At 34.5% G+C, this 6437-nt stretch carries 6 protein-coding genes and 1 tRNA gene; 4 read left to right on the plus strand and 3 right to left on the minus strand.

All coding sequences use genetic code 11. From position 1 onward, the window contains the following. Positions 1 to 68: 68 nt before the first annotated feature. The gene (locus tag ACVC43_RS07205; protein WP_159259706.1) at positions 69 to 254 is read left to right on the plus strand and encodes a hypothetical protein; all 186 of its coding nucleotides are present in this window, start codon (positions 69 to 71) and stop codon (positions 252 to 254) included. Next, positions 254 to 1858, plus strand: a complete 1605-nt coding sequence (locus tag ACVC43_RS07210; RefSeq protein ID WP_452223830.1) for a recombinase family protein — start codon at positions 254 to 256, stop codon at positions 1856 to 1858. The genes ACVC43_RS07205 and ACVC43_RS07210 overlap by 1 nt, the downstream gene beginning before the upstream one ends. Here the strand turns inward: ACVC43_RS07210 and ACVC43_RS07215 are convergent. Further along, positions 1824 to 1897: transfer RNA gene (locus ACVC43_RS07215), tRNA-Arg, on the minus strand. The genes ACVC43_RS07210 and ACVC43_RS07215 overlap by 35 nt on opposite strands. Before the next feature lie 68 nt (positions 1898 to 1965). Next, positions 1966 to 2118, minus strand: coding sequence for an SsrA-binding protein (locus ACVC43_RS07220; RefSeq protein ID WP_452223831.1), 153 nt, complete (start codon positions 2116 to 2118; stop codon positions 1966 to 1968). A gap of 959 nt (positions 2119 to 3077) precedes the next feature. Between ACVC43_RS07220 and ACVC43_RS07225 the strand changes: the two genes are divergently transcribed. Together ACVC43_RS07225 and ACVC43_RS07230 are read left to right on the plus strand one after the other, a co-directional pair. Next, positions 3078 to 5048: an endonuclease gene (locus ACVC43_RS07225; RefSeq protein WP_452223832.1), complete on the plus strand. Its 1971-nt coding sequence runs from the start codon at positions 3078 to 3080 to the stop codon at positions 5046 to 5048. Between the two features lie 30 nt (positions 5049 to 5078). Continuing rightward, the gene (locus tag ACVC43_RS07230; protein ID WP_452223833.1) at positions 5079 to 6017 is read left to right on the plus strand and encodes a calcium/sodium antiporter; all 939 of its coding nucleotides are present in this window, start codon (positions 5079 to 5081) and stop codon (positions 6015 to 6017) included. 257 nt (positions 6018 to 6274) lie between these two features. Here ACVC43_RS07230 and ACVC43_RS07235 read toward each other — a convergent pair. Then, positions 6275 to 6437, minus strand: a 163-nt coding sequence (locus tag ACVC43_RS07235) for a T9SS type B sorting domain-containing protein (RefSeq protein WP_452222726.1), incomplete at its 5' end; no start/stop codon positions are given.

Here is a 6437-nt window from a genome sequence, read left to right on the forward strand (position 1 = left end):
TCAAAGAGCCATCCCAAATCCCACTAGTGCTATGACTATAAAATAGAATAGCATTTACGGAAGTAACAATGCAATCGATAGATGTAAAAAAAGAAAACAATAAGGAAGTACATAAAAGTAAAATGTCTGTAGAAAGGCTCAAGTCGTTTAAAGGCTTTGAGAATGTGAGCGAAGATGAGGCAGATGAAATAATTAAGAACCTTGAGCAATTTGCAGAGATACTGTGCAAACAAGTTCAACAAAACGTAGCCTAATGAAAGACCTGTCCATCTTTAACCAATTTGCCAGAACAGACGAAAGTAAGTCTCTAAGACAAGCAGGAAACGCCGTCATATACACCAGAGTTTCTACAAAAGAACAGGCAGATAACAATGCCAGTTTAGACACACAATTAAAATACTGTGAGCAACTTGCTCAAAAGAAAGGACTTGATGTAGTTGAGTATTTTGGTGGGACGTATGAGTCGGCAAAAAGTGATGAACGCAAGCACTTCCAGAAGATGCTCAACTTTGTTAAACGCAGGAAAGACATAGGCTATATCATCGTCTATTCTTATGATCGCTTTTCGAGAACTGGAGCCAATGGAGCGTATATAAGTGATCAACTCAAGAGGCAGGGAATCGTCACAATTTCTGCGACACAAGAGGTAGATACTTCTACAAGTGCAGGCTCTTTTCAGCAGAACCTTTATTATATGTTTTCTCAATTTGATAACGAGTTGAGAAGGGATAAGTCCGTATCTGGAATGCAAGAAAAATTACGCAGAGGAGATTGGACAGGCGCTTGGCCATACGGTTATACAAATACAAATCCGGGCAAGGGCAAGAAGCCCAACTTTGTAATCAACGACAAAGGGAAACTTCTCAAAAAAGCTTTTGAGTGGAAAGCAATGTCAAACACCTCACACGTTGAGATATCTAAAAAACTCAAAAGAAAAGGATTAGAGCTATCTGCTAAGAAACTTAGTGACTATTTCAGAAATCCATTCTACTGCGGATTGATGGTCAACAAATTGATTCCTGGAGAAGTGATACAAGGCAATCACGAGCCTATGATCAGTCGAGAGATGTTCTTAAAAATTCACAATCTTCTTAACTCTCGTGAAGAAGGCCGTAAGTATAATCTTGATGATGAAAACCTACCACTAAAAATGTTCGTCAAATCAACAGAATGTGGAACACCCTATACTGGATATGTAGTTAAGAAAAAAGGACTATACTATTATAAAAACAGAAGATCTGGAAGTCGCGAAAACAGAAGTGCGAAAAAGCTACACAACTCATTTATGGCACTTTTAGAAAACTACACACTAGCTGATCCAAAATACATAGAACCTCTCAAAGAGATCATCGAGCAAACCTTTATCGATTTAAACAAGGAACAAATTGATGAAGCAAAGGTACTAAACACGCAAGCTACAGAACTGGATGTTAAACTGGATAGATTAGAAGAACGCTACGTATTTGAAGAGATAACAAAGGTTCAATACGATAAGTTCAAGTCCAAACTAGAGTCAGAAAAGAACAAAATAACCGAACTAGTTTCAAACTCAGGATTTAATAGTTCGAACCTTAAAAAATCGATAGACAAAGCATTAAATTTAGCCTTGAACCTCCCGTCATTGTGGCAATCTGGTAATATCGAAGTCAAGCGTTCTTTGCAATTTATGCTCTTTCCAGAAGGAATAGGGTATGACTTCAAAAACGACCGACTTCGAACTTTTAGAGTAAACTCGATATTCAGCGCAATCGCCTCTATTTCAGATAACTTAGAAGGAAATAAAAACGGGACTTTTCAAAATAATTTTGAAAAATCCCGTTTAGTGACCTCGACTGGATTCAAACCAGTAACCTCTTGAGCCGTAATCAAGTGCGCTATTCAGTTGCGCCACGAGGCCTTTTTTGTGGGTGCAAATATATCTCTTTTTTATATAAAGGTCAAAATAAAAATTAAAAATTATAGACTTTAATCTAAAGCGTTCTTAGTGACGTAAAGTTTCCACCCAAAAATAGCCATCTGTAATTTTGTAGCTTTACTAAGGTCTAAGCGTTGTTTAGTATAACTAGGGAGAACGGACTTATTTATTTTGGATAATATTTTAAATAATTGTTTTTTCAAAATGAGCTTGTTTACACAGTATTGCAGTTACAAAATTATCCATTTTTTTGTAATTAACGCCATAGTTAATCATCTTATATTACTCTGCTCTTCTTTTACATCTACTAAAAACATAATTATATACAAAAGTTATTGAAGAGTATCACCTAATCTTTTTTCTAATTTATTAACACCACTTGTAGCAATATTATTTTTAGTTTAAACAATTATATTATGATTGTAATTGTGTGTTATTTATAATCAATTTGGAAGTAATTGTTTCAATCTAATTCATCGCTCTCAACGCAATATACATCCTCAAAGATTCCTTTTTATATTATCATTTCTCATACATTTAGTCTCAATTAATGCTGTAAACCTCTATTAAAATAATCTATTTTTATAGATAATAAAATAAGAAGTATTTTTTCTAAGAATATTTTCTTAAGGATTGCCAAAATCTGCCTTTCTTAAAAAATTGTAAAACTTATTCTAGACTAAGTTATACATTTTTATTTACAGAAAAATCGATAAAATAATATCGATAATAAGTTTGGCAAGTGTTAGCATAATCTTTAGGTTTTATAAGGTTAATAAAAACAACCATTATTATGATTGTTCAATCAATATATAGTATTACATAATTATCTTCCAAACAAAAACTGCAGAATCAATACAATTGAATTTACTTTTATAAGCAAATTAATCAACTATGTTATAATATTTTATATTTTGCCTTCATATATGTTTCAGTTCTAAATCTTATTTTCAATTTAACATTAAATACTGTAACAATTGTAGTCGCTTTTTTGAGTGCTATAAAATTTGCAAGAGGTATTTCATTTAAAAAAAGACTCATAATTGCTGATTTATCTTTTTTCCTTTTTAATATTCAGCTTTAATAATGTTAAAATTTAACTCAAAAGCAACATAAAGAGGATACTCTAATATAGTTGTGTACATTTGCAAAAACTGTGTAAATGAAAAAGTTATATTATTTTGTAATTGTAATGTTGCTGTGCAACATTACAAATGGTCAGGCTGTAGTTATTAATGAGTTGGATTGCGATACGCCTGGAATTGATAATGAAGAGTTTATAGAATTACTTTCGAGCATGCCTAATTTTGCTTTAGATGGTTATGTAGTCGTCCTTTTTAATGGCTCTGATAGTGGAGGAGATTCAAGTTATTTTGCATTAGACTTAGATGGTTACACAACAGATGTAAATGGACTCTTATTAATTGGCAGCACCTCTGTTTCGCCTTTTCCTCAGTTTGTAATCGCTCCAAATTTAATACAAAACGGAGCTGATGCTGTGGCTATTTATCTTGGTGACGACACCGATTTTCCAGATGGAACATTAGCTACTCAAACCAATTTAGTAGATGCTTTGGTGTATGACACTAGTGATACTGACGATACTGTTTTAATGGCATTATTGGGCGTTACGGAGCAAATTAATGAAGGCTCTGGAAATAACACAAATTCCATCCAGCGTTTCGATGATGGCATGGGAAACCCTAACAGCATTACTTACGTTGCAACCACACCAACTCCAAGAACTTTAAATGATGGTAGCGGAGTAGTTTTAAATGGCGTGTTAACAACCATTGCACAGACACAAATTAATGAAGATGAGGCTTTTGATATTACATTTACTACAGAGCAAAATGTAACTTCAGATTTGAACATTAATTTTACTTTGGCTAATGGTGGTTTCGATACTTCAGACTATACGGGTAACACCTCTGTTACCATTCCTAATGGCCAAAATACAATTACTACAACAATAACACTGGTTGACGATGTATTAGATGAAGGTGATGAGGTTTTAAAAATTGTCCTGTCTGCGTTACCATCAGAATATTTAACCCTAAATAACAATTTAGAAATTAGAGTTGTTGATAATGATTTTGTGGTCGCTCCTTTTGGTACACCAACAAACCCGACAACCAATATGGTGGCAAGCACTCAACCATCAGGTTATTACGATAGTTTAAACGGATTGTCTGGCACCGCTTTAGAACAAGCATTGCAAAATATAATTGCAGATCCTGCAATTGTTAGAGCACAAACGTATGCAGATGTCATAGATATTTTAAAAGAAGCCGATCAAAACCCAGCAAATTCAAATCAAGTTTGGTTGGTTTATACAGAACAAGGGCGTCCTAAATTAGATTTCCAAACCACTTCTAACAATTTAGGAACATGGAATAGAGAACACACCTTCCCTAGATCGCTGGCAGGATACGAGAGTATAGATTTAGACGATATTGCAGATGGCAAAGACGTTTTTTGGGAAACAAAAGCAGATTCTTTGCGCCATGGAAACTCAGATGCGCATGCGTTAAGAGCTGCAGATGGCCCGGAAAACAGCTCAAGAGGTAATCAGCACTACGGCGAATACAATGGTCCTACAGGAAATTCAGGAAGTTTTAAAGGCGATGTTGCCCGTAGCGTTTTATACATGCAAATAAGATATAACGGATTAAGTATTGAAAATGGTTTTCCAGACGTGACTGGTCAAATGGGAGATTTAGCAACACTACTGCAATGGCATAATCAAGATCCACCAGACGATTTCGAAATGAATAGAAACAACATAATTTATACCTGGCAATTTAACAGAAACCCTTTTATAGATATGCCAGAATTAGTAGATTATATTTGGGGAGCAAATGTTGGAAATCCTTGGTTTAATACACTAAGTGTTGAAGAATTTAATGCCGAAACCATAAAACTATACCCAAACCCAGTTACCAATCAATTGTTTATTTCAGGCATTAAAAACGATTACAATGTTGTTATTTATTCTTCCGAAGGACGAAAAATTCAATCGAACACGCTTCAAAGTAATCTACCCTTAGATTTGAATTTAGCAAGCGGATTGTATTTTGCTAAAATTACCTCTCAAGGAAAAACCCAGCTTAAAAAGTTTCTTGTTAAATAGTATCTTCGCAAAAATGTAATTAATAAGTTTATGAGTATATTTTTAATTCTCGTCGGATTAATCCTATTGGTAGTTGGTGGTGATTTTCTTGTAAAAGCCTCTGTAGGCTTATCTTTAAAATTCAATATTTCTAAAATGGTAATTGGTATGACAGTGGTGTCTTTCGCTACGTCTGCTCCAGAATTATTAGTAAGCCTTCAAGCTGCACTTAGCGGCTCTCCAGCCATTGCCATTAATAATGTTGTTGGCTCTAATATTGCCAATATTGGTTTGGTACTTGGTATCACGGCTTTAATTGGCGCCATAGGTATCGATAAGTCCTTTTATACCATTAATTGGCCTGCAATGATGATTTTTTCATTTGCACTCTATTATTTTTTAAGTAACGATGCTATATTAACTCAAACCGAAGGGTTTATACTGTTTTTTGGCTTAGTGCTTTTTATAATTATTCTGTTAAAAACAACAAAAAAAGATAAAATTGCCGAGGAGGTAGATGAGTCTTTAGCTGTGGTTTCCAACATTAAAATTTTATTCTGGTTACTTTTAGGCGCATTGGCTTTATATTTTGGTTCAGTATGGTTAGTCGATGGCGCCAAAGAATTAGCTATCGCCTTAGGTGTTAGCGATGCCGTAATTGCCGTAACTGTTATTGCTATTGGTACAAGTGTCCCAGAATTAGCGGCTTCAGTTATCGCTGCAGCAAAACAGGAAAAAGCTCTGTCTTTAGGAAACCTTATTGGATCGAACATTTTCAATATTGGCTCAGTCTTAGGTTTAACTTCAATTATAAAACCAATTCCTGTAACAGATTTAAAGATCTTAGACAACGATATTTTCTGGATGATTGGCTTCGCTGCAGTATTAATTATTCTAATTCTAATTCCTAAAGTCATGCAAATAAGCAGATACAAAGGCTTATTATTAGTCGTTGCTTATTGCTTATTCATTTATTTCGCATTTGTATAATTATTAGGGCGTTACCAAGACAAAAAAGTCTTGGTCAGGCTGTACGCTATATCTTTTTTTAATCTTTAAGGTGCTTTATTAAAGCTATTAATTACCTAAGCTTTTTGTTCGGTTTATAGAGTCTAAGGCATGTATAAAAAAAGGATGCCGCTGCCATCCTTAACGCAGGCTTACTCATAAACCTTACTCAATAGCAATAAAAAATGCCTGAACTCTCGTTCAGGCATTTTATTATTTACAAACAGTTGTTTTTTATTTTAGCGTTTAAGCGTAAAATGTGCACGAACCGATTTCTTTTGGTCTGTGCCTGGTTCTCTGTATTCTACAGTAAACCAGTAATCGCTTGTTGGCATTGGGTTACCGTTGTAAGTCCCATCCCATCCTGCGCCTGTTGGGCTAAGTTGTTTTAACAGTTTTCCA

Source organism: Lacinutrix chionoecetis, from assembly GCF_053604665.1.